The organism is Acinetobacter lwoffii (assembly GCF_024129595.1).
Classification (GTDB): domain Bacteria; phylum Pseudomonadota; class Gammaproteobacteria; order Pseudomonadales; family Moraxellaceae; genus Acinetobacter; species Acinetobacter lwoffii_O.
In genome coordinates this window covers 1-18,841 of record NZ_JAMXXS010000032.1, presented here as the reverse complement: position 1 = coordinate 18,841, position 18,841 = coordinate 1, and the positions used below count along the sequence as shown (strand labels likewise).

Here is an 18,841-nt window from a genome sequence, read left to right as displayed (position 1 = left end):
TTTAGATAAAATAACTAAATAAGAATCTTAACTAACTATTTCGATATCTTTTGAGTTCTGTTTTTTAAATTGGTCATCCCAAATAATCCTAACAGTAAACTTACTTGGAAAATCCATTCCTCTTGAGTATGAAAGTTTTCCTGAGTGTCCAGAAACAATATTCATAGGGAAAATTTCATCAATATCCCAAAAATGCCCTCGATACATACTATCAATTAGAATCTCTAAGTAGACATTTTCAGCAGTAGCTTTACCAACATTAGTTAGTATCAACTGATAATTTCCTTTTGAACCTGTTCTATATGCTCTAATATCTGCCCTATTTTGTTCATTAGAATATTCCTGCTCTTTTGTAATTAAAAGGCGGTTGATTTCAAGCTGCTGCTCCAGAACCTTTTTATTCAGTCTCTTAAAAGAAAAGAAGCTATACATCGAAAAACTTATTGATAGTCCTGCAAAAATAGCTGAAATTGCTGCTATTGTAAGTTCCCAATTAATTTCCATTATTCTTATTTCCATCCCTTACCTTTAAATATTTTTTTCATTTCCTTCGCTAAATCTGTAGCTATCTTATTAGTATCTACTTTGTCCAAAATATGATTTTGTTCAATTAACTCATCTTTATGAAGTTTTAAACCACAAGTACCACAAGTGGCTATTTCATTTTCATCGATTGATAAAAGAGTACAATCACAACTTGGACAAGATAAAGTAATTTGCTGATCTGGAATATTAAGTTTCATTTTTATAATGCCTTTAGATAAATAATTAATTTAAAAAAATTAATTCCAAATAACAAGGATAAAATATAAGCAAAACGACTATAAATGTCGTGCATATTTTATTGTATTTAACATATGGCTGTTATACGAAATAAAAAAAACCTAGGCACTGGCCTAGGTTTCAAATTTTTACCATAATAAAATATCTATTTCTGTGGGTCATGACGAACATCTATTGTCATATGTCTTATGAAATACTCTAATCCTGACTTATGATGAGGCATTATTGAATCGAAATAAAGATTCCTTCCTGTTCTATCTGAACATGTAATTTCATACGAATGATCCTTTTTACGTTGCTCATCAGAAACAAAATTTTTCCATCCATCCAAAATTTCTATAGATGACAATTTTGTATCTTGGATATATATGAGAGTAATAAAGTTTCATCCTTTGTTGTGCATAAGTATTTGTTTTTATTGGTTCCAAAATTATATTGTATTTATTAAAGTATCATACTATAGGCAGCGCTAGTCTAAATTTAATTCTATCAAAATAAAAAAAGTTTCATACCAAAATTACAAAATACTGAAAATAATGAATATATTTTCTTTATTTTGAAAATTAGTATGAAACTTTATTACTAAGTATGATTATTTATTACCTAGTATTTAACTTTATTACTCAAAAACAGGGGTGTCGAAAGAGTCAACTGCGGTCCAAAGCTGTTGGACTTGGGTGAAAAGGGCGTTTATTCTTCCTATACGTGCCGCGTTCCAGGCGGCGACTATGAGGGCTATGTCGATGCCCATGTGCGCCGGCTGGAGGCGCTACGCCGGGCCGGTATCGTCGAGCGGATCGACGCCGACCAATGGCGCATCCCCGATGATCTGGTCAGCCGTGCCGCCGCCCATGACGCCGGCCGAGACAGTCAGGCCAGCGTTCGCGTCCTTTCCCCGGTCGATCTGAACAAACAGATCGGATCGGACGGCGCGACCTGGCTGGACCGGCGGCTGATCCACGGCGAGACGGCCGACCTTGCGCCAACCGGCTTCGGGCAACAAGTCCGCGAAGCCATGGACCAGCGCCGCGAGCACCATATCGAACAGGGCGACGCCACCCGCAGCCGGGACAGCCGCGTCTTCTACCGGCGCAACCTTCTCGCCATCCTGCGGGAGCGCGAGGTAGCCGGCGTCGGATCGGATATGGCTTTGAGTAAGGGCCTGCCGTTCCGCGCCGCCACGGACGGCGAGAGCGTCAGCGGCAAGTTTACCGGAACCGTGCATCTATCGAGCGGCAAGTTCGCCGTGGTCGAGAAATCCCATGAGTTCACCCTTGTCCCGTGGCGGCCGATCATCGACCGCCAACTCGGCCGCGAGGTTATGGGCATCGTGCAGGGCGGGTCGGTGTCGTGGCAGTTAGGGCGGCAGAGGGGGCTGGAACGCTGAGTGCGCCCATGCCGCATTGCGAAGCAAAAGATAATCGGATAAAATGTAGCAATTCATATTCGTAAGCGTGGAGTAATCAGATGGGAAATTCCAAGTCATCAGACAAGTAAGCCGCAACAACCAGTATTGTTGTTGCGGCGCTCTGTAAGGCTAGTCTCATCTGATTGCTGACGAGCAGACGTCGCCCGGTATTCCTTAATCGAGGGTTGATTCGTCATGACCACCACACGCCCCGCGTGGGCCTATACGCTGCCGGCAGCACTGCTGCTGATGGCTCCTTTCGACATCCTCGCTTCACTGGCGATGGATATTTATCTCCCTGTCGTTCCAGCGATGCCCGGCATCCTGAACACGACGCCCGCTATGATCCAACTCACGTTGAGCCTCTATATGGTGATGCTCGGCGTGGGCCAGGTGATTTTTGGTCCGCTCTCAGACAGAATCGGGCGACGGCCAATTCTACTTGCGGGCGCAACGGCTTTCGTCATTGCGTCTCTGGGAGCAGCTTGGTCTTCAACTGCACCGGCCTTTGTCGCTTTCCGTCTACTTCAAGCAGTGGGCGCGTCGGCCATGCTGGTGGCGACGTTCGCGACGGTTCGCGACGTTTATGCCAACCGTCCTGAGGGTGTCGTCATCTACGGCCTTTTCAGTTCGATACTGGCGTTCGTGCCTGCGCTCGGCCCTATCGCCGGAGCATTGATCGGCGAGTTCTTGGGATGGCAGGCGATATTCATTACTTTGGCTATACTGGCGATGCTCGCACTCCTAAATGCGGGTTTCAGGTGGCACGAAACCCGCCCTCTGGATCAAGTCAAGACGCGCCGATCTGTCTTGCCGATCTTCGCGAGTCCGGCTTTTTGGGTTTACACTGTCGGCTTTAGCGCCGTTATGGGCACCTTCTTCGTCTTCTTCTCGACGGCTCCCCGTGTGCTCATAGGCCAAGCGGAATATTCCGAGATCGGATTCAGCTTTGCCTTCGCCACTGTCGCGCTTGTAATGATCGTGACAACCCGTTTCGCGAAGTCCTTTGTCGCCAGATGGGGCATCGCAGGATGCGTGGCGCGTGGGATGGCGTTGCTTGTTTGCGGAGCGGTCCTGTTGGGGATCGGCGAACTTTACGGCTCGCCGTCATTCCTCACCTTCATCCTACCGATGTGGGTTGTCGCGGTCGGTATTGTCTTCACGGTGTCCGTTACCGCGAACGGCGCTTTGGCAGAGTTCGACGACATCGCGGGATCAGCGGTCGCGTTCTACTTCTGCGTTCAAAGCCTGATAGTCAGCATTGTCGGGACATTGGCGGTGGCACTTTTAAACGGTGACACAGCGTGGCCCGTGATCTGTTACGCCACGGCGATGGCGGTACTGGTTTCGTTGGGGCTGGTGCTCCTTCGGCTCCGTGGGGCTGCCACCGAGAAGTCGCCAGTCGTCTAACCGACGACTGGTAGCAGGCCCGCTCCGATGCGGCGCACTAACCATCGAAACCTCGTGAATGTCGGTATCCTGTCTGGCAGGATACCGCTCATTTCCCTTGTTCAGTTCATCGCCGTCGCCGAGCATCTGAATTTTCGGCATGCGGCCAAGGCACTTGGTATCAGCCAGTCGAGCGTCAGCGCGCGTGTGAAAGCGCTGGAGGATAACCTTGGTGTCCTGCTATTTGAGCGCCATGCGCGGGGCGTTCGGCTAACAGACGCAGGCAGGCACTTCATGGAGCGTGTCACGGCGGGTGTCGATCAACTCGATCACGCAGTGAAGACCGCGGAGTGACGGGCACTGGCTGGCAATGTCTAGCAACGGCAGGCATTTCGGCTGAGGGTAAAAGAACTTTCCGCTAAGCGATAGACTGTATGTAAACACAGTATTGCAAGGACGCGGAACATGCCTCATGTGGCGGCCAGGACGGCCAGCCGGGATCGGGATACTGGTCGTTACCAGAGCCACCGACCCGAGCAAACCCTTCTCTATCAGATCGTTGACGAGTATTACCCGGCATTCGCTGCGCTTATGGCAGAGCAGGGAAAGGAATTGCCGGGCTATGTGCAACGGGAATTTGAAGAATTTCTCCAATGCGGGCGGCTGGAGCATGGCTTTCTACGGGTTCGCTGCGAGTCTTGCCACGCCGAGCACCTGGTCGCTTTCAGCTGTAAGCGTCGCGGTTTCTGCCCGAGCTGTGGGGCGCGGCGGATGGCCGAAAGTGCCGCCTTGCTGGTTGATGAAGTACTGCCTGAACAACCCATGCGTCAGTGGGTGTTGAGCTTCCCGTTTCAGCTGCGTTTCCTGTTTGCCAGCCGGCCCGAGATCATGGGGTGGGTGCTGGGCATCGTTTACCGCGTCATTGCCACGCACCTGGTCAAGAAAGCGGGCCATACCCACCAAGTGGCCAAGACGGGCGCGGTCACCCTGATCCAGCGTTTTGGATCGGCGCTCAATCTGAATGTTCACTTCCACATGCTGTTTCTCGACGGTGTGTATGTCGAGCAATCCCACGGCTCAGCGCGTTTCCGCTGGGTCAAGGCGCCGACCAGCCCAGAGCTCACCCAGCTGACGCACACCATCGCCCACCGGGTGGGTCGCTATCTGGAACGGCAAGGCCTGCTGGAACGGGATGTCGAAAACAGCTATCTGGCCTCGGATGCGGTGGATGACGACCCGATGACACCCCTGCTGGGGCACTCGATCACTTACCGTATCGCTGTCGGTTCACAGGCGGGGCGAAAGGTGTTCACTTTGCAAACTCTGCCGACCAGTGGTGATCCGTTCGGTGACGGGATTGGCAAGGTAGCCGGGTCCAGCCTGCACGCCGGCGTGGCGGCCAGGGCCGATGAACGCAAGAAGCTCGAACGGCTGTGCCGGTACATCAGCCGCCCGGCGGTATCCGAGAAGCGGCTGTCGTTAACACGAGGCGGCAACGTGCGCTACCAGCTCAAGACGCCGTACCGGGACGGCACCACGCACGTCATTTTCGAACCATTGGATTTCATTGCAAGGCTGGCCGCCCTGGTACCGAAGCCCAGAGTCAACCTAACCCGCTTCCACGGGGTGTTCGCACCCAACAGTCGGCACCGGGCGTTGGTCACGCCGGCAAAACGGGGCAGGGGCAACAAGGTCAGGGTGGCTGATGAACCGGCAACACCAGCACAACGGCGAGCGTCGATGACATGGGCGCAACGGCTCAAGCGTGTTTTCAATATCGACATCGAGACCTGCAGCGGCTGCGGCGGCGCCATGAAAGTCATCGCCTGCATTGAAGACCCTATAGTGATCAAGCAGATCCTTGATCACCTGAAGCACAAAGCCGAAACCAGCGGGACCAGGGCGTTACCCGAAAGCCGGGCGCCACCGGCTGAGCTGCTCCTGGGTCTGTTTGACTGACGAGCCTGAAGGCCAACGATACCAATCAAAATGCTGCGTTCACAGCGCCGCGGCAGGGATCCGCCGTGCTGGTTGTCGGAAAAGGAGCCGCTAGTGGGAAAGAGGAGGGTAAATTTTCAGCGTTGCTGGCTCCCCGTCAGCCGGATTGGGTTGCATCGCAGGGGTGTCGAAAGAGTCAACTGCGGTCCAAAGCTGTTGGACTTGGGTGAAAAGGGCGTTTATTCTTCCTATACGTCTCCAAAATCCAATACGAAACCATTTTTAGGGTTGCTGTCCTCGTGTTTAATTTTGCCAGCTAAAGTGACTCTTAACATATAAGTATGTCCATGAATGTTTCGGCAAAGACCGTCGTATCCTTTCAATGCGTGCGCCATGTCGAAGGTGAAGCACTTGGTAATTCTGATTGTATCCACGAATTTGATTGTTAGCTGTTACTTTATTCTAATTCAAAAATTTTCAGAAAAGAATGTCCGTCGTTTACTTGATCTACCATGTCGAAAACCGTGGTGGTTTTGATCATTTCTTTGAGATCAGCTTTGATGTTTTTGTATTTATGATGAACAGGGCAAGGGTTTACTTCTGAACATTTTTTCAAACCAAGAACGCACATCGTAAAGGCTACCTCACCATCAATGACCAAAACAATATCTTCAATGGAAATCGTTCTAATCTTCGCCTCCTCCATCTCAAAACCTCCCTGTGCTCCTTGAACGGAATAGATTATTTTTCCCTTGGCGAGTTTCTGAAGAATCTTTGCGGTGAAATATTCGGGTGAATCAATAGACTGTGCAATTTCTTTTAAACTGACACGCCTTTTTTCCATCGAATTAAGCGCTACAAAAATACAGGCACGAATGCCATACTCACATGCTTTTGTAAACATTGTTTTCGTAATTTTCGGTAAAAGTAGTGAAGTAATTTCAAAGTGGATAGATTAGTCTAATTTAAAATTGAAATTGATTGTAAAAACAGTGTATTTTAAGATCTTGGATTTGAGAAAAAAGATGATTTATCAGTTTGATCGAAAAGACAACAGGCATTCCTTCTATTGAAGTTGATTTGGTTCAGAACAGCATGTATATCAGAAAAACAGGGCTTCTTTATTATTTAAACAAGTTACAGAATTAAAGGCTGTATATCAAAGTGAACGCTACGATAAAAGAAGCACTTCGACAAAATAAAGGTTCGTGAAATTTAGATTTTTCCACCTTAGAAGAATAGCAAAAATGTTTTAGTGCCAGCACCTCAAAATAACGTTAACCCGAAAAAGCGAATCAGGATAACTTCTTAGTGAATTTTTTGACCGTAAAATTATACGCATTTTTAGAATCTGCTTCATGCACACGCAGCACCTCTTCATTCCAAAGCGAAAAATCGATGGAAGGAAAAAATGTATCCGCACCAAAAGTATGATCCACAAAGGTTATAAACATTTCATCAACCCTGTTTTTTTCTAAAGCCTCCTCATATATTTGTCCGCCACCAATGATAAAAACGGTTCTCTTATCTTCGTTCTCATAGTGTTTCAAGCAACCTTCCATGCTGTGAAAAACAGTACAATTCGGTGCTTCAAAAGCTGTATTCCGAGTTAATATTGCATTTTCCCGATTTGGAAGTGGACGAAACCTTTCAGGGATTGATTCGAAATTTTTCCTACCCATAACCACAATGTGATTCAGTGTAGTTTCTTTAAAAAAAAGCATATCGGCCGGTAAATGCCACATCAAATCGTTGTTTTTACCAATGCCCTTTTCAAGATCCATTGCAACTATCAAACTTACTTTCATGAAAAACGCTATTAGAAAAATGAATGTATTATAAAAGTATATAAATTGAAGCAATATATCACTTTTTGAAAGCAATAGATGGATTAAATTGGAAATAAATAGCTGTTTAAAGAGAAGCACGTTGTCGGCAGCGGGCCAAAAAGGAATACGTCCATGCCCATCGAGGTGAAACCGGCTGTGAGCGCGGGTTCAAGCATATAGCCCGACAGGCGCGTATCCTTGCCGATCACGACACGATGGCGGTGGTCACCGCGACGAAAGACACGGCCAGCCGCCATGCCGACGCGCAAGGCGGTTTCCGCCGTCATCGCGCCTTCGTTGGCTTTGCCACGAATACCGTCTGTGCCGAAATATTTGCGCACCATAAGGTCGATTATCCTGTCGTCGGGTCGCCCTCAAAGGGGACATGCCTGCTGAACCGCGAATATAGAGAAATATCCCGAATGTGCAGTTAACGAATTCTTGCGGTTTCTTTCAGCGCCGCCAATACCGCCAGCCCGTCGCGCAAGGGGCGCGGCTCGTGTGTGCGGATGAAGTCAGCTCCACCTGCGGCGGCGGCAAGCTCTGCAGCGAGTGTCGCGGCCCCGACATCCCCCGGACCACGGCCTGTGAGCGCGCGCAGAAAGGATTTGCGCGAAACAGACAGAAGCACCGGCAAATCGAAGCGCAGCCGCAATTCATCGAACCGCGCCAGCACCGAGAGCGAGGTTTCGGGAGCAGCCCCCAGAAAAAACCCCATGCCGGGATCAAGGACAAGGCGGTTGCGTTTGATACCGGCACCCGTCAGCGCCGCGATGCGCGCGTCAAAGAACGCCGCAATGTGATCCATGATGTCGCCAGCGGGTGCCTCGCGCCGATCTGCCTGCCCGTCTTGCACCGAATGCATAACGACGAGTTTGGCAGATGATTTCGCCAATTGCGGATAGAACGCAGCGTCTGGAAAACCGCGAATATCATTGAGATAGGCCACACCACGCGACAAGGCATAGGCTTGCGTCGCGGGTTGATAACTGTCGAGCGAGACGGGAATGCCATCTGCCTTGAGCGCGTCCAGCACCGGCGCGATACGCGCGATTTCTGTGTCGGACGAAACAGGCGCGGCGTCGGGATTGCTGGATGCCGGACCGAGGTCGATCACATCTGCCCCCTCGGCCATCAGCTTACGCGCCTGCGCAATGGCTGCGTCTGGCGCCAGATACCGGCCTCCATCGGAGAAACTGTCCGAGGTTATGTTGACGATGCCGAAAATGATGAGCGATTTATTCATGGGGGCTTCTATAATAATCTCTGTACACGACAAAAATAGATAACTCATTGAAATAATGTCACAATAATTGTTTTCTAACGACGAATACTATGACACATCTCAATGAGTTATATCTTATCTTAAACAAATCTCTAAAATGGAACAAGTCACATTTAAAGTGCTTTGCGCTCATCATGCTTGTGATTATTTTAAAGCAAACATGTAATCTTTCTTCTGCATCTAAAGCCTTGCCCATCAAGTGTTTACCACAATCATTTTATCGACGTATGCAGCGCTTCTTTGCAGGTCAGTATTTTGATTATCGTCAAATTTCTCAGTTGATTTTCAATATGTTTTCATTCGACCAAGTGCAACTGACTTTAGATAGAACCAATTGGAAATGGGGAAAACGAAATATTAATATCCTGATGCTCGCAATCGTTTATCGTGGAATAGCGATACCTATCCTTTGGACATTGCTTAATAAACGTGGAAATTCAGATACGAAAGAGCGTATTGCTTTGATTCAACGCTTTATAGCCATTTTTGGTAAAGACCGTATTGTGAATGTGTTCGCAGACAGAGAGTTTATCGGTGAGCAGTGGTTTACATGGTTAATTGAACAAGACATCAACTTCTGCATTCGTGTTAAAAAAACTTCATTGTCACCAATCATTTAGGAAAGAATCATAAAATTAGTGATTTATTTCGCCATCTTAAAGTTGGTCAAATTGAATGTCGTAAACGACGGATTTTGGTTGGTCGGGTGAAACTATATATAAGTGCACTACAGTTAGAAAATGGAGAGCTTTTACTCGTCGTTTCTCCTCAGTTTAATGCCAATGCTATTCAGGATTATGCATTACGCTGGGAAATTGAAACCTTATTCAGTTGTCTCAAAGGACGCGGGTTTAATCTTGAAAATACGCGCTTGACAGACCCTAGACGAGTGAAAAAATTGATTGCGGTGTTAGCTATAAGCTTCTGTTGGTGTTACTTAACGGGTGAATGGCAACATAATCAAAAAAAAGCGATAAAAATAAAGAAGCATGGACGACTCTCAATGAGTTTATTTCGCTATGGTTTAGACTATGTTCAAATGGCGATTCAGCGTTTAATTGGTTTTGGGAAAAAAGAAGAGTTTAAGGAAATTTTGGCAATTTTAAGAAAGCAGAATCCTGATAGGATAAGGGTTCTGTGAAATTTGTCGTGTACAGAGTATAATAATAATAATCGAGCATGAGTCTCATACGGATGCTCGGGTCGAAAGGGAATCCCCAGGCGAGTAACCTGTTTGCGGTGATCCATTAGCTGCAGGAGCAGAAGAGCATACATCTGGAAGCAAAGCCAGGAAAGCGGCCTATGGAGCTGTGCGGCAGCGCTCAGTAGGCAATTTTTCAAAATATTGTTAAGCCTTTTCTGAGCATGGTATTTTTCATGGTATTACCAATTAGCAGGAAAATAAGCCATTGAATATAAAAGATAAAAATGTCTTGTTTACAATAAAGTGGGAGTAGTAATTTCGTTACTTTGTTTAGAATTTCTTCAGAAATATTTCTTAATAAATCGTGTTTTTCAACAAGCGTAAAATTACTTTCTAAAATCTCTTGTTGTTTAGCTCGAGTTTGGGTATAAGCCCCATAATAAAATTGACGAGGATCTTTAAGCACGTACCAATCTTTCATTTGGATTACAGTACGGCCCTTATCGTAAAGATCAAATTCAGGCTGCCATAAAGGTTTGTAATGAAAATTAATTTCTTCCTGAATATCGTAGGTCGCTTCTTGATAACGTGAAGCTGGTTTATCACCAAATCTTTTTTCAATATAAGCATAAGTATTTCTTAAAGGCTTAACTGAAGATGTTTTAATATCAATTTGCATATAAATCTTCCTGATTTTTTAATAAAGACTAGAGTTTTTATTCTCTAATACCGGCCTGTCCAAATCGCCACTTCATGCGGTCATATTCAATCTTTGCAAAATCATCCGTACTTAGGTGCTGTACTTGATGGTGTGCGCAGAATTCTTCAAAAGCCTTGACTGGCATAATCATTTCTACAGCTAACTCTGGATCACCTATCGAAAATTCAAATTCGATATATTTGTCACGCTGAGTCCCTGTAACATGAATAAAGCAAGGAGGCTGTTCTACATTGAGTTGCTGCATACCAAAATCCTCATATTCTCCATAAGATTATTGCAACTTGCATGCCAATTTTATTTATTATTATTTTTCAAATATTTATGATTTTCTCTTTTTTATTTCATACAATGTTCTTTATCAAATTCTTAAGTCACAATGTATGACTTAAGAAAATTCTCAAGTGTTTTATATTTTCTCAGTTGTATAAGCACTTATAGATGATCAAAAAAAAAAGAAGCCAAAGCTTCTTTTTTTGATTTTCCAACTCGCATTGATAGCCCCTATAATTCAATCAACTGAACCGTACCGGGTTTGTCGGAGAGTTTTTTATTTAAGTTAGGCCACCTGACCTAACGGGTTAATCTTATCATAGTACATTGCTTCAAAATCAAAAGGTGATACATAACCTAGTGCACTATGTACACGCTCTTTATTGAACCAATCTACCCAATTTAGTGTCGCAAGTTGTACATCCGCTAAACCTTGCCAATCTGCTTTTAGATATTCAATCACCTCTGTTTTGTATAAGCCATTCACCGTTTCAGCCAAAGCATTATCGTATGAATCACCAGTCGTACCGACTGATGCTCGTAAATTTGCTGCTTCTAAACGATTGGTATAGCGAATGGAAAGATATTGCACACCTCTGTCGGAATGATGAATCACATTCTTTGGCATGCCTCGATCATGCAATGCTTGCTCCAATGCATCGAGCACCATATCTGTATTCATCCGTGTCGATACTTTCCATCCAACAATTGCTCGTGAGAACACATCAATAATAAATGCAGTATAAACCCAGCCTGAATTTGTTTGAATATACGTAAAGTCACTCACCCACAGTTGGTCAGGATGATCAGCAGTAAAATTACGTTTTACCAAGTCATCCGCTCGTTTTTGATCATCTCGGCTACGGGTGGTTTGTTTGTTCTTACCACGCCAAACACCTTTTATACCTAGCTTTTGCATTAATCGAGCAACAGTACAGCGCGCAATAATATAGCCTTCACGTTTCAGTTTTTGCCAGACTTTACGTACACCATACCGACCTGAACTTTCCTTCCAAATTCGTTTAATCTCCTCAGCATGATGCAAGTCATGTAAATCTCGCTTTGCTCGATGTTCTGGATTTTCACAGAGATCTAGAGTCCGGTAATAGGTTGAAGGTGCGATCGGTAAAATTCTACAAATCGCCTCGACTCCGTACAGCTCTTTATTATTATGGATAAAATCCACCATTATTTGTGTGGGCGGTCGAGCTCCGCCTGGGCGAAAAAAGCGGCTGCTTTACGTAGAATTTCATTGGCGCGTTGCAGTTCTTTATTTTCGCGTTCGAGTTGTTTGATACGTTCTTGGTCTGAAAGCTGCTGTACTTTAACTGGATTTTGTTTATCTAAATATTTTTGATACCAAACACGTAGTGTTTCAGGAGTACAACCCTTGCGCAGTATACTGCTCAGGGAGCAATAGCGGTGATCGCAGCCCAATTCGATGGATAATCTTTCTCGGATTCAATCAATAATTGAACCGCTCTTTCTCTGATTTCAGGGGTATATTTTACTTTTTTCATCGGGACATTCTCTCAGAAAGCTTGGTCTCCGACAAACCCGGTACGGTTCAAAAATCTTCCATTGATTTATTTATATCTGTTAAACCAGTCGCATTATGAAATGTAATATAAGTAGAAATTTCAGTATAAATGGTCATGATCTTTTCTAAATTTGAATATCTAAGCGTCTTCATTAATCAACCTTATTGATTATTAGTTTCTTCTTTTAAAGCTCTTTGTACTGTTGCTATCCCTACTTTAAACTTTTCTGCAACACCTCTAAATGTTGAATTTTCTTCAGCCATTGCTTTTCGTATTTCAACATAGTCAACCTTCCGCTTTCTTCCCTTATATAAGCCCTTCGCTTTGGCTTTTGCAATTCCTTCCTTTTGACGCTCACGGATCATGGAGCGTTCAAACTCTGCAAATGCAGCAAGCATCTGAAACATGAGTTTATTTATTGCCGATTGTGCTACATCATGACTGAAGGTCAAATTCTCTTTATGAAAAATAATGGTTATACCACGATCATTCAGACTATTCACAATTTCGTTCAGATCATTTGTATTACGTGCCAGACGATCAATACTATGAACATGCACCGTATCACCTTCACGCAGATAGTCGAGCATTGCATTTAACTGAGGACGTTCACGGCTACCACCGCTTGCCTTTTCAGTAAAGGTCTTATCCAGGCTGATTCCATCTAATTGACGTTCAGTATTTTGTTCAGTTGAACTGACTCGAATATATCCGACCTGATTAGGCATTCTGTACCGTTAGAGTTTAGATAATTAAATACATATTGTACCGAAATTAAATATTAAGTCTATAAATACGGTTTTTGAGTTGCTTTTTAAGACTTTATTTTGTTCCGTTAGGCTATACTCTATAGATACAGAATATTTAGTTACTTTTTTAATTTGTCATTCATGCAATACGTAAGTTGTTATAGATAAAAAAATCCGATTTCTTGAAATCGGATTTTTTACTGTTTGTTAATTCATATTGGAAAACCTAAATTAATAATGACTGCGCTTCTAACTGCTGACTGTCATATAACTTGTCTGATAAGTCTTTAATGAATTCATGTCGTTTACTTTCAGCAAAGAATTTAACGCCTACTAAACGTACATTTTCATCACTTTCAACCATAATAAGGTTGGGATCATTTATTTTTTCTAGCATGTTTTCTTTCCATGCATCTTGTATCAAACGATCATCGCCTTTTGGTTCTAAAAAGACCTGATAATAAATATCATCATTGGCCTTATCCTTCATCAACATAATGAAATCAGGCATAAAACCTCGGACACCATTAAATTCGGTTAATTTAAAGCGTGTAGTTTTCTCATCATTACGAATAATGTAAATATCATCATATTTAGTATTCAGTTTCTGCATAAACTGTTCTAGCAGCTTAATAAGCTTATGTTCTAACTGATTCAGGATAGCCTGATCATAGACATACCATTTTTTCCCAATGGTACTCTCTGATGTGATTCTTTGATTGATCATCATATTTGGATCAACATGAACAGTATAATCAGTAATTACATCTTTTAACGGTTTACTAATAAAACGGTATGTGCCTCTGTATTTCTGATAGTTACGACGAATGTTCTCAGAAATCCTTGTCAAAACTGTTTCCAGAAGTTGTAATTTCTCCCGAGGAGGAAGATCACTTAGATTGAGCTTACTAGGTAAGTTCACATTAATTGTTAATCCACCTAAGTATTGAGAATCAGATAAAAACTCATCAAGACTACTTAAATCAGGGAAATAGTGTTTTAGATTACTAAATTCAAAGAACCTAATTTTCTGTAAAGCTTTAAACCAATAACGCTGATCTAGCTGTAAAGTCTGCGTATGTAATACAGTGTTTTGATTGCCAGTTAGATTATCGAGTCCAACTTCATTAGCAGTTTTATAAGAAATCTCATACTGTTTTTCTAATGAATATGAAGTCCACGAACGTTCTTGTCCTGTAATTTCTTCAACTTCATTAAAAAATAATTGTCCATGTTTATAAAAGTGAGAATCTTTAAAAGCAGGCTTGAGCTTGGCATGTTCAACGATACCTTGCCCATCTGTATCTACAACAATATCAGCTTGCTCTAAGGATTGATGCAAAGTTCTAATATAAGCAGGTTCATTGATCGTATGATAATGTAATTGTTCTAAAACACTGAGTTCACTTGTACTTAAGTCAAAACGACGAATAAAACTTTTTTCATCGTTCAAAATGAATGGATAGTACCTTGCTCCACGCCCAATTAACTGCGCTTCACTATCAGTTCCTGATTTAGTTGATGATGCACTTTCACTTATGCGAACAATGTCATACAAGTTTAAAACATCCCAACCTTCATTAACCTTCGCAACGGCAAATATTAATCGTATTGGATTATCAGGATTTTCTAAAGTATTTAATAAAACGGGATATTCTTCTAGAATATCTGATTTGTTCACGTTTAAAATATTAAGCTCTTTAAAATCATCTTGTATACTTTCCACAATTGTTATCAGATTTTGATTTAGATAATAAGAAATTACTTTATTCCAAATACTACTTGATGAAGTAATTTGTGTTTGTTTATTCACTAAATGCTGCTTAACCTTTTCTGGGGTTAAATCATTGATAATTTGGGTAAATTGATCTTGCTTAGCCTTAGAAATTGCAATCTTATTCGACTTAAATAGAATAATTGGTTTAAAATCCTTAATACCGTGTTTAATTGCCACTAACTTACGATATTGGCTTAATAAAACGGCATCAATCATTTTTTCATCATCATGCTGATTAGCTTCTAAAAGCATAACTTTCTTAGAAAAACCATCAGTCATAAATTTCTTTAAGTCGTACTGATAAACGATTTTATCTTTGTACTTTTGGTATATTTCCTTATTTTCTAAATTAATTGTCGCAGTAAATTCTAATAAACGATTCTTTTCTTTTAATGCAAGGATACGCTCAATAGTACGTTCCCAAGTTAATTCCTCATACTCTGTTGAAGTCTTAGATTTACCCTTAGCTTTTGTTTCAGCATTAAAGTGATGCGCTTCATCACCCAATAAAACAAGTGGAATTTCAGCTAAATCCTCATAAGTAATACTGTTCTCTTTATAGCTATTCAACTCATCATGGATTTTATGAATCGTTGATAGCTTTAAGTAAATGGTATTTTTACTTGGCTGTCTTGGGAATGTATCGACTGCTTCAATAACTATACGTTCCCCTTCTATTTCAATAGATTGAGCAAAAAGATATTTAGACGATAATTTATTTAAAAGGTTTTCTTTAGTTTTTTGGATAATTGCATCCGTATGTACAAAGAAAATGTAGTTTTGGTAGCCATATTCCTTAAACAAATAAAGAATTGCACTGGCCATGACCATCGTTTTACCTGAGCCAGTTGCCATATTAAATAACAAATGCTTAAAACGTATATCTGCTTCATTATGAATTTGTGCATAATGTAGATAGCGTAAGGCTTCTTCTTGATAAGAACGTAAGTCGTCTTTCAAGTTAGATTTTAAATATTCAGGGGTTTGATAATTCCCCTGAAACAATCCAAATTTATCAATTTGTTGGAATTGGTTAAATAAAAGATCTTGTTTCGTTACTTTAGTGTTTCTAGCCATGATCAATCCTTATGATAAAAGCTAGTTGTGAAAGCTTTATCGCTTTCTGAAATAGCATATCTTTGATCATCTATTTCTGAGAAATTCACATACAACTGATTCTTATCCAGAACTTCAATTAAAAGATGTTTTTGCTGAGTTAATTCAAGCTCATTAAACGTTACCAAATGATTAACCCCATCAATTTCATATTCATTATTTAAAACACGATCTAATGCAATATGATAATTAAGGTGCGCTTCTACTTTCATGACTTCAAATATATGAAGTAATTGTTCTGTTGTTTTTGCTTGTTCAATTTGATGAATAAAAAGGTAATTTAATTCCATAAGCTCAGTGTAGACAAAACTTCCACCGCCTTGCCATTTCACATCTTTAGAGATCCCCCCTTGCTCACCTTCAATGACTTTTTGTAGGCGAGGTACGGTAATTTCATTGATATAGTCCATCTGTTCTATACCAATATATCGACGTCCCATTTTATGAGCAGTCGCACACGTCGTTCCACTGCCGAGATGAAAATCTAATACTAAATCATTTTCATTAGTTGCGAGTTCTATAGCCCGTTGAACTAAATTCTCAGGTTTAGGGTTTTCAAATAGAACTTTATTAAATAACTCTTGTTGATGCTTGGTCGCATTTGTTGTTGTATCAGTCGATGTCCAAAGTATAGTATCGGGGGTGATCGAATCCCATAATGTAGTAGCAGCTTTACCCTTTCCAGCTTCAATAGCATCTTCTAAATATACTTTTAGCTGGGGTTTACTCTCGCCTTTTAAGCCAAATTGAATTCTATTTTTTGCTAATAAATCTAAATACTCACTTTCCTTCGTTCTCCAATGTCTTCCTGCCGGAGGAAAATATTTAGTTCCTGTATTAGGATTTACTATCTCGTAAGATAAATTTTTTCTTTCATTTGGTGCATCAAAAGGCTCTACCTTGTACTTACCCAATTCATCTTCTAAATCAAATCCTTCAACATCCAATGCCAATCTAAATTCATGTTTATTTATCTTATTTTTATTTTTTGCATAAGTTAAGACATGGTTACTCGAAACAGAAATCAATCCATCACTTGATACAGATTTTCTTGATTGCCAAATCACGTCGGCTATGAAATTTTCTTGACCGAAAATACCATCAGTCATGACTTTTAAATAGTGCGCGCCATCATCTGATATTGTGATGTATAAAACACCATCTTCTGTCAAAAGCTCTCTTGCTATTTCTAGCCGATTTTTCATAAACACTAACCAAGATGAAAGCTTAAAGTTAGAGTTGTAGACAAAAGTATCAGCAGGTTTTTTCTCAATAAAGTAATAAGGCGGATCAATAAAAATACATTTTATTGAATTTGAAAAATTTAATTTCAATGAATGTAAAGCGATCAAATTATTACCTTTAATAATTAGATTATCTTGATTTGTAAATTCACCAATATCTTCTTGCACACCATTTTCAATATAGCGTTTTGAATTTGTGAATACTTTTGGAGAAAATAGACGATCAATTTCATCACGGGCAATGATTTCATTGTAATAAATTTCATCCTTACCCTGATCCTCTTTAGTCATTCCACCTTCAAGAACACAATCTTTAAAAGGAAAATCTAAAACAACATCAGAACTATAATCTAAATATTTACCTTCACTGGTCAAACCTACATTATTACGGTACTTAGTAAAACTATCAGCCCAATACTCTTTATATTTCAATAGGCTAATGAGCTTTTCAAACTCAAAAATAAGGACACCATCAACATCGGTACTATAAATAGACTTAATCTTACTGTTATTGATTAAAGCTTTAACTAAATCAGCTTCTTTCTTCTGAATTGCATCAATAACGAGGGATCTTTGGAGGTTTTCACCATTCCAAAATTTTGGAAACTGCTTAAGAATTTTTTTTAGCGTTTGAATTAGAGCTGTATCCATGATTACTACCGATGCTAAAATTTTGTGAATGCAGAATTATATGCGATTCTATTCCCATTCATCTTAGATATTTAACTAACAGATCTTAGACTAGATCATGAGTTGTACGATTTACTCACTTCATTAAGAAGATTCTTTTAAATTTTTCTCATCTTTTATATGTTCGGTAACTCTTATCATCCAATACATCAATACAAAAAATGGAATAAGCAGAATTAAAAGGTAAAGGATACTAAAATTCAGAAAGTATCTGGCAAAAGATAAGATTGTCAGTAAGACCAATAATCCGCAAACCGTATAGACAATTTTATTGCGTTTACTAATTAGCTCGACAATAGAAAGATCCTGATTTTTCATTCTATGATTCCTAGTAGCTTGTGCAATACTGCATTTCCCTATAACCATGTAGCATATTCACCAGAACCATGAGTTGATTAAGGTACGTACTAGGTAGCCCTTCTAGCTCAGGGAATTTTTCCCACATTAGATATTTATCTTTGTAGAGAAAGCAATTTTTCTTAAATTTCTCTTGGCCTGATAACTCAATTTTCATTTGTTCAAGCTGCTTAAAATGCTCAACCACATCGTCTGGAATCGGCATATTGAGAGCTACACTTTTACCATTTAACCAATATTGGATTGGTCGGACGTTAATAGATTCATTAAAGCCTATAGCTTTGAAATAATCGCGTATCGCTTCAGGGTTGTAAAATCCCAATGATTCAACTAGCAGTTTAAAATCTGCATTTGTCATTCTTTACCGTCCTTAATCAGATTAAATTTGATTATATAGTCCACAGGTGGACAATACAAGCAATATCCCAAGTTTAACCTTCTATTGGTTTTAGTAGATTATGGACTGCCAATATTATTGTCTGGTCCATAATCTCTAAAACGTCTAATCCCGATGCTTGGATAAAAGCTGCAAGCTGCAGCGTTTATCCAGGCATCTATATTACCTATCTAATCCAGATCCATAGCACATATATCAGAGCA

General features: G+C 41.3%; 18 protein-coding genes, 1 pseudogene and 1 other annotated feature. Of the genes and pseudogenes, 5 read left to right on the top strand and 14 right to left on the bottom strand.

The window, feature by feature from the left end; genetic code table 11:
- Window positions 1–27: 27 nt before the first annotated feature.
- Complete coding sequence (locus NI466_RS12740; protein WP_025465772.1) at window positions 28–504, bottom strand: DUF8453 domain-containing protein; 477 nt, start codon at window positions 502–504, stop codon at window positions 28–30.
- Between the two features lie 5 nt (window positions 505–509).
- On the bottom strand, window positions 510–743 hold the full coding sequence (locus NI466_RS12735; protein WP_000773187.1) for a hypothetical protein: 234 nt from the start codon (window positions 741–743) through the stop codon (window positions 510–512).
- 707 nt (window positions 744–1,450) lie between these two features.
- On the opposite strand from NI466_RS12735, the gene NI466_RS12730 reads away from it, so the two are divergent.
- From NI466_RS12730 to NI466_RS12715, 4 genes are all read left to right on the top strand, one after another.
- Window positions 1,451–2,170 (top strand): DUF3363 domain-containing protein, encoded by a 720-nt coding sequence (locus tag NI466_RS12730; RefSeq protein WP_014386800.1) that lies wholly within the window; start codon window positions 1,451–1,453, stop codon window positions 2,168–2,170.
- A 216-nt stretch (window positions 2,171–2,386) separates the two neighbouring features.
- Window positions 2,387–3,601 (top strand): chloramphenicol/florfenicol efflux MFS transporter FloR, encoded by a 1,215-nt coding sequence (gene floR / locus NI466_RS12725; RefSeq protein WP_001694495.1) that lies wholly within the window; start codon window positions 2,387–2,389, stop codon window positions 3,599–3,601.
- 54 nt (window positions 3,602–3,655) lie between these two features.
- On the top strand, window positions 3,656–3,934 hold the full coding sequence (locus NI466_RS12720; RefSeq protein ID WP_001100557.1) for a LysR family transcriptional regulator: 279 nt from the start codon (window positions 3,656–3,658) through the stop codon (window positions 3,932–3,934).
- A 111-nt stretch (window positions 3,935–4,045) separates the two neighbouring features.
- Complete coding sequence (locus NI466_RS12715; protein ID WP_001120888.1) at window positions 4,046–5,539, top strand: IS91-like element ISCR2 family transposase; 1,494 nt, start codon at window positions 4,046–4,048, stop codon at window positions 5,537–5,539.
- A gap of 227 nt (window positions 5,540–5,766) precedes the next feature.
- Here NI466_RS12715 and NI466_RS15990 read toward each other — a convergent pair whose 3' ends face one another.
- The 5 genes from NI466_RS15990 to sul2 all read right to left on the bottom strand — a co-directional run bounded on the left by NI466_RS15990 (window position 5,767) and on the right by sul2 (window position 8,593).
- The gene (locus NI466_RS15990; RefSeq protein ID WP_085970005.1) at window positions 5,767–5,952 is read right to left on the bottom strand and encodes a 6-pyruvoyl trahydropterin synthase family protein; all 186 of its coding nucleotides are present in this window, start codon (window positions 5,950–5,952) and stop codon (window positions 5,767–5,769) included.
- A 23-nt stretch (window positions 5,953–5,975) separates the two neighbouring features.
- A complete protein-coding gene (locus NI466_RS12710; RefSeq protein WP_000494235.1) occupies window positions 5,976–6,422 on the bottom strand; it encodes an RrF2 family transcriptional regulator in 447 nt (148 codons plus the stop codon).
- A gap of 391 nt (window positions 6,423–6,813) precedes the next feature.
- Entirely contained in the window at window positions 6,814–7,326 is a 513-nt protein-coding gene (gene dfrA36 / locus NI466_RS12705) for a trimethoprim-resistant dihydrofolate reductase DfrA36 (RefSeq protein ID WP_024198497.1), read from the bottom strand.
- 83 nt (window positions 7,327–7,409) lie between these two features.
- Window positions 7,410–7,691, bottom strand: a complete 282-nt coding sequence (locus NI466_RS12700) for a hypothetical protein (protein WP_001323507.1) — start codon at window positions 7,689–7,691, stop codon at window positions 7,410–7,412.
- 86 nt (window positions 7,692–7,777) lie between these two features.
- Window positions 7,778–8,593, bottom strand: a complete 816-nt coding sequence (sul2, locus tag NI466_RS12695; RefSeq protein ID WP_001043260.1) for a sulfonamide-resistant dihydropteroate synthase Sul2 — start codon at window positions 8,591–8,593, stop codon at window positions 7,778–7,780.
- Window positions 8,594–8,682: 89 nt separating this feature from the next.
- Between sul2 and NI466_RS12690 the strand changes: the two genes are divergently transcribed.
- Window positions 8,683–9,773, top strand: a protein-coding gene (locus tag NI466_RS12690; protein WP_085940648.1) for an IS4-like element ISAba1 family transposase whose coding sequence is annotated in 2 segments (ribosomal slippage) — window positions 8,683–9,223 and window positions 9,223–9,773 — 1,092 coding nt in all. Because the reading frame shifts where the segments join, the coding sequence is not laid out codon by codon here.
- Between the two features lie 196 nt (window positions 9,774–9,969).
- Here NI466_RS12690 and NI466_RS12685 read toward each other — a convergent pair.
- The 7 genes and pseudogenes from NI466_RS12685 to NI466_RS12655 all read right to left on the bottom strand — a co-directional run bounded on the left by NI466_RS12685 (window position 9,970) and on the right by NI466_RS12655 (window position 18,599).
- A complete protein-coding gene (locus tag NI466_RS12685) occupies window positions 9,970–10,455 on the bottom strand; it encodes a ferritin family protein (protein ID WP_006581703.1) in 486 nt (161 codons plus the stop codon).
- 37 nt (window positions 10,456–10,492) lie between these two features.
- Window positions 10,493–10,741, bottom strand: coding sequence for a phenol hydroxylase subunit (locus tag NI466_RS12680; RefSeq protein WP_006581702.1), 249 nt, complete (start codon window positions 10,739–10,741; stop codon window positions 10,493–10,495).
- Between the two features lie 312 nt (window positions 10,742–11,053).
- Window positions 11,054–12,287, bottom strand: a pseudogene (locus tag NI466_RS12675) (IS3 family transposase).
- Window positions 11,882–11,998, bottom strand: a sequence feature (AL1L pseudoknot). It overlaps the preceding pseudogene by 117 nt.
- Before the next feature lie 182 nt (window positions 12,288–12,469).
- Window positions 12,470–13,036: a recombinase family protein gene (locus tag NI466_RS12670; RefSeq protein ID WP_006581699.1), complete on the bottom strand. Its 567-nt coding sequence runs from the start codon at window positions 13,034–13,036 to the stop codon at window positions 12,470–12,472.
- Window positions 13,037–13,283: 247 nt separating this feature from the next.
- On the bottom strand, window positions 13,284–15,911 hold the full coding sequence (locus NI466_RS12665; protein WP_253173777.1) for a DEAD/DEAH box helicase family protein: 2,628 nt from the start codon (window positions 15,909–15,911) through the stop codon (window positions 13,284–13,286).
- 2 nt (window positions 15,912–15,913) lie between these two features.
- A complete protein-coding gene (locus NI466_RS12660) occupies window positions 15,914–17,845 on the bottom strand; it encodes a site-specific DNA-methyltransferase (protein WP_253173776.1) in 1,932 nt (643 codons plus the stop codon).
- Window positions 17,846–18,212: 367 nt separating this feature from the next.
- Window positions 18,213–18,599 carry a hypothetical protein gene (locus NI466_RS12655; protein WP_005248689.1) on the bottom strand — a complete coding sequence of 129 codons (387 nt, stop codon included), beginning with the start codon at window positions 18,597–18,599 and terminating at the stop codon, window positions 18,213–18,215.
- Window positions 18,600–18,841: the final 242 nt, after the last annotated feature.

Coding starts and splice junctions, on each gene's coding strand:
- NI466_RS12740 (WP_025465772.1), bottom strand. CDS start 504: ATGGAAATTAATTGGGAACTTACAATAGCAGCAATTTCAGCTATTTTT.
- NI466_RS12735 (WP_000773187.1), bottom strand. CDS start 743: ATGAAACTTAATATTCCAGATCAGCAAATTACTTTATCTTGTCCAAGT.
- floR (WP_001694495.1), top strand. CDS start 2,387: ATGACCACCACACGCCCCGCGTGGGCCTATACGCTGCCGGCAGCACTG.
- NI466_RS12715 (WP_001120888.1), top strand. CDS start 4,046: ATGCCTCATGTGGCGGCCAGGACGGCCAGCCGGGATCGGGATACTGGT.
- NI466_RS12710 (WP_000494235.1), bottom strand. CDS start 6,422: ATGTTTACAAAAGCATGTGAGTATGGCATTCGTGCCTGTATTTTTGTA.
- dfrA36 (WP_024198497.1), bottom strand. CDS start 7,326: ATGAAAGTAAGTTTGATAGTTGCAATGGATCTTGAAAAGGGCATTGGT.
- NI466_RS12700 (WP_001323507.1), bottom strand. CDS start 7,691: ATGGTGCGCAAATATTTCGGCACAGACGGTATTCGTGGCAAAGCCAAC.
- sul2 (WP_001043260.1), bottom strand. CDS start 8,593: ATGAATAAATCGCTCATCATTTTCGGCATCGTCAACATAACCTCGGAC.
- NI466_RS12685 (WP_006581703.1), bottom strand. CDS start 10,455: ATGCAAATTGATATTAAAACATCTTCAGTTAAGCCTTTAAGAAATACT.
- NI466_RS12680 (WP_006581702.1), bottom strand. CDS start 10,741: ATGCAGCAACTCAATGTAGAACAGCCTCCTTGCTTTATTCATGTTACA.
- NI466_RS12670 (WP_006581699.1), bottom strand. CDS start 13,036: ATGCCTAATCAGGTCGGATATATTCGAGTCAGTTCAACTGAACAAAAT.
- NI466_RS12665 (WP_253173777.1), bottom strand. CDS start 15,911: ATGGCTAGAAACACTAAAGTAACGAAACAAGATCTTTTATTTAACCAA.
- NI466_RS12660 (WP_253173776.1), bottom strand. CDS start 17,845: ATGGATACAGCTCTAATTCAAACGCTAAAAAAAATTCTTAAGCAGTTT.
- NI466_RS12655 (WP_005248689.1), bottom strand. CDS start 18,599: ATGACAAATGCAGATTTTAAACTGCTAGTTGAATCATTGGGATTTTAC.